This is a genomic window from Streptomyces aureus, assembly GCF_001418135.1.
Classification (GTDB): Bacteria; Actinomycetota; Actinomycetes; order Streptomycetales; family Streptomycetaceae; genus Streptomyces; species Streptomyces aureus_A.
Genome location: NZ_LIPQ01000698.1, coordinates 239 through 3,467, shown reverse-complemented (window position 1 = coordinate 3,467; position 3,229 = coordinate 239). Strand labels below are relative to the sequence as shown.

3 protein-coding genes are annotated in these 3,229 nt (G+C 75.0%); all 3 read right to left on the bottom strand.

Annotated elements, in window-relative coordinates; all coding sequences use genetic code 11:
• Nucleotides 1-63: 63 nt before the first annotated feature.
• Complete coding sequence (locus AOK00_RS36265; protein WP_055604333.1) at nucleotides 64-1,197, bottom strand: glycosyltransferase; 1,134 nt, start codon at nucleotides 1,195-1,197, stop codon at nucleotides 64-66.
• The gene (locus AOK00_RS36260; RefSeq protein WP_055604334.1) at nucleotides 1,194-1,997 is read right to left on the bottom strand and encodes a polysaccharide deacetylase family protein; all 804 of its coding nucleotides are present in this window, start codon (nucleotides 1,995-1,997) and stop codon (nucleotides 1,194-1,196) included. Before AOK00_RS36260 ends, AOK00_RS36265 begins: the two co-directional genes overlap by 4 nt.
• Nucleotides 1,894-3,229 (bottom strand): lipid II flippase MurJ (locus tag AOK00_RS36255; RefSeq protein ID WP_254047640.1); only part of this gene is annotated, 1,336 nt, incomplete at its 5' end. The genes AOK00_RS36260 and AOK00_RS36255, both read right to left, overlap by 104 nt.

Below are 3,229 nucleotides of genomic sequence, written 5' to 3'. Positions count from 1 at the left end.
GGTGCGCGCAGGCCGGCGGGGAGGAGGGGGCGGCGTGGGGTGGTGTTCATGGGACGGGCTCTCTCACTTCGCGGGGGAGGGGGTGCCGTGGACGGCCTGGTCGTAGAGGGACATCAACTGCTGTGCGCTGTGCGCGATGTCGTAGCGGCGGGCGGCGGCCGGCAGCGGGAACCTGGCCGGCCGGGCGTCGTGGATGCCGCGCAGCGCGGAGATCAGCTCGGGTACGGACTCGCCGATCCGGCGGGCCCCCGGCGCGGCCTCCGGTGCCAGGTCGTCGATGGCCGGGCACGCCACGTACAGGACGGGGAGCCCGGCGGCGAGGGCCTCGACGACGGCGAGCCCGAAGGTCTCGTCGGGGGAGGTGGACACGAAGACGTCCATGGCGGCGAGGAGTTCGGGCAGCGAGGAGCCGGGCCGGCCGGTGCTCGGCGGGTCCTCGCAGGCCCCGGCGAGCAGGACCCGGTCGGCGGCCCCGTACTCGCGGGCCACCCGGAGGAGTTCCGCGCGCTGTTCGCCCTCGCCGACGAGGAGCAGCCGGACGTCGGGGATCGAGGCCACGGCCCGGACGAGCCGCTCGAACCGCTTCCCGGGCGTGAGGCGCCCCACCCCGCCGACGACATGGGCGTCCTCGGGGAGTCCGAGGGCGCCCCGGGCGAGGCTGCGGGCGCGGGCGTCGAAGGCGAAGCGGCCGGTCTCGATGCCGTTGGGGACGATCCGGATGCGGTCCGGCGGCACCCCCCAGTCGGCGAGCCGACGGGCGACGCTGGGGGATACGGCGACCGTGGAGGTGCCGAGCCGCTCGGACGCGAGGTAGAGCGCGCGGGTGCCCGCCGAGAGCGGCCGGCCCTCGATCTGGGTCTCGCCGAGGGAGTGTTCGGTGGCGATGACGCGCCGCACGCCCGCGAGCCGGGCCGCCGTCCTGCCGTACACACAGGCCCGGTAGAGGTGGGTGTGGACGAGGTCGTAGCGGCCCTGCCGGACGATCCGGGCGAGGCGGGGGAGGGCGCCGATGTCACGGTTGCCGGTCATGCCCAGATGGGTGACGGGGGTGCCGTCGGACTCGATGCCGGCGGCGACGACGCCGGGGTTGGTGAGCGTGACCACCTCGCTCCGCACCGGCAGATGGCGGAGCAGGAGCCGCAGCTGCTGCTCGGCCCCGCCGATGCCGAGCCCGGTGATGACATGCAGGACCCTCATGACGCACCGACCACGGCGGGGCCGTACCGGGCGGGGATCAGGTCGGCTGGGTGACGGCGGCGCAGCGGGTGCAGGAGGCGCTTGGCGGTGAGCCGCCACGAGGTGTCGCCCTCGCCGATGTGGACCCGGGGCAGGGCGTACGTGCCGGTGTGCTGCCCCGGGTCGATCGCGCAGCCGTAGCGGTAACCGGCCCTGCGCACGGCGCGGATCACCCGCGGGTCGACCTTCCCGTACGGGTAGCAGAAGCCCTCGACGGTGGTGCCGGTCATCTCCTCCAGGAGCGCGCGGCTCTCCCGGGTCTGGGCGGCGAGCTCCGTGTCGTCGGCCTGGGTGAGCGCCACGTGCGTGAGCCCGTGCGAACCGATCTCCATGCCGGCCTCGGCGATGCGCCGGATGCCGTCCTCGGTGAGCAGCGGCTTGCGCGGGCCGTCCGTGTCCCAGGTGTTCTCGCCGCCGAGCCGCCCCGGAAGGACGTACACCGTAGCCGTGAAGCCGTGCCGGCGGAGCAGCGGCAGCGCCGAGTCGAGGAAGTCCGCGTAGCCGTCGTCGAAGGTCAGGCCCACGAGCCCCTTGGCGCGCCCCTCCGCGGTGGCGGCGAGCAGCTCCCGGACCGACACCCCGCGCAGTCCCCGGTCGCCCAGCCAGTGCAGCTGCCGGGCGAAGCGCACGGGGGAGACGGTCACCCGGTACGGATCGTCAGCGGTGTCCGTGATCGAGTGGTACATCGCCACCCACGGGGGCGGCTTCATCCACAGGGGCGGCTTCGGCAGCAGACGGCTCAGCGCGGTGGCGGCGGGCATGGGGGGTCCTCCGGGAGGCGGAGCGGGGCAGGGGCGGAATCTCGGGCGCCTCGGCGGCGCAGGCGATGAAGATGAGGAAGACACCGATCACGACCAGGCCCGCCACCGCGACGGCGAGGGCGGCGGGGCCGATCGCGAGCTGGCACAGCCAGCCGGCGCCGGTGGCCCACGCGCCCGCGGTGGCGAGCCGGAGCAGACCCTCGCCGAGCCGGTCGACGCGGACCGGTACGGCCTGCCGGTGCGCGCCGCGCAGCAGCAGGACCGCGGTCAGGGTGATGCCGAGGGCGTTGGCGGCGGCGATGCCGACGGCGCCCCAGTAGTGGGCGCCCGGGACACCGGCGGCGGCGGTGGTGACGAGCCCGGCGGCCATCGCGGCGGCCGGGTACCAGAGCGGGCGCGCGGCGGAGAAGTAGCAGCGGACCAGGGCGCCCACCATCGTCTGGCCGAGCAGCCCGAGGGCGTAGACCCGCATGACGGCGGCGGTGGCGACGGTGTCGGCACGGGTGAACTCGCCGCGTTCGAAGAGCAGCTCGACGATCCGGGGTGCGGCCGCGATCACCGTCGAGGCGCCGACGAGGACGACGACGGCGGCGAGCAGCAGGTCCCGCTCGACGCGGCGGCGGGCCGCCTCCGTCTGGCCCGCCGCGAGGGCGCGGGCGACCACGGGAAAGCTGACCGTGCACAGCATCAGGGAGAGGATCATCGGCATCTGCGCGACCTTCTGCGCGTAGTTCAGATGCGAGATGGCGCCGGCGGGCAGCGGTGAGGCGAGGAAGCGTTCGATCAGCGTCTGGGACTGGCGGGAGAGCGAGAACGCGACGACGGGCGCGATCAGACCGAGGACCAGGATGCGGCCCTCACCGGTGGAGGCCGGCGTGAGCGCCTCGGGCTCCCGCATGGGGACGGGGCGGGCGCGCAGCTCCCGGATGAGCGAGGGGGCCTGGACGAGGACCATCAGGATCCCGCCGACGGCGACCCCGGCGGCGGCCGAGCGCACGCCCCACGGCTCGCGGAGCAGCAGGATGGTGCCGATGATGCCGGCGTTGTACGCCACGTAGATGGTGGCCGGTGGCAGGAACGAGCCGTGCGCGCGGAGCGCCGCCGAGCAGTAGCCGACCAGGGCGAAGGTCAGGACGCAGGTCCCGGTCAGCCGCGTGCAGTCGATCGCGAGCCCGGGGTCGGGCAGTCCGGGCGCGAGCGCCCCGACGATCAGCGGGGCGGCGACGATCAGG

What these genes read in the sequence shown, in the direction of transcription:
- AOK00_RS36265 (WP_055604333.1), bottom strand. Translation starts at nt 1,197, where the DNA reads ATGAGGGTCCTGCATGTCATCACCGGGCTCGGCATCGGCGGGGCCGAG.
- AOK00_RS36260 (WP_055604334.1), bottom strand. Translation starts at nt 1,997, where the DNA reads ATGCCCGCCGCCACCGCGCTGAGCCGTCTGCTGCCGAAGCCGCCCCTG.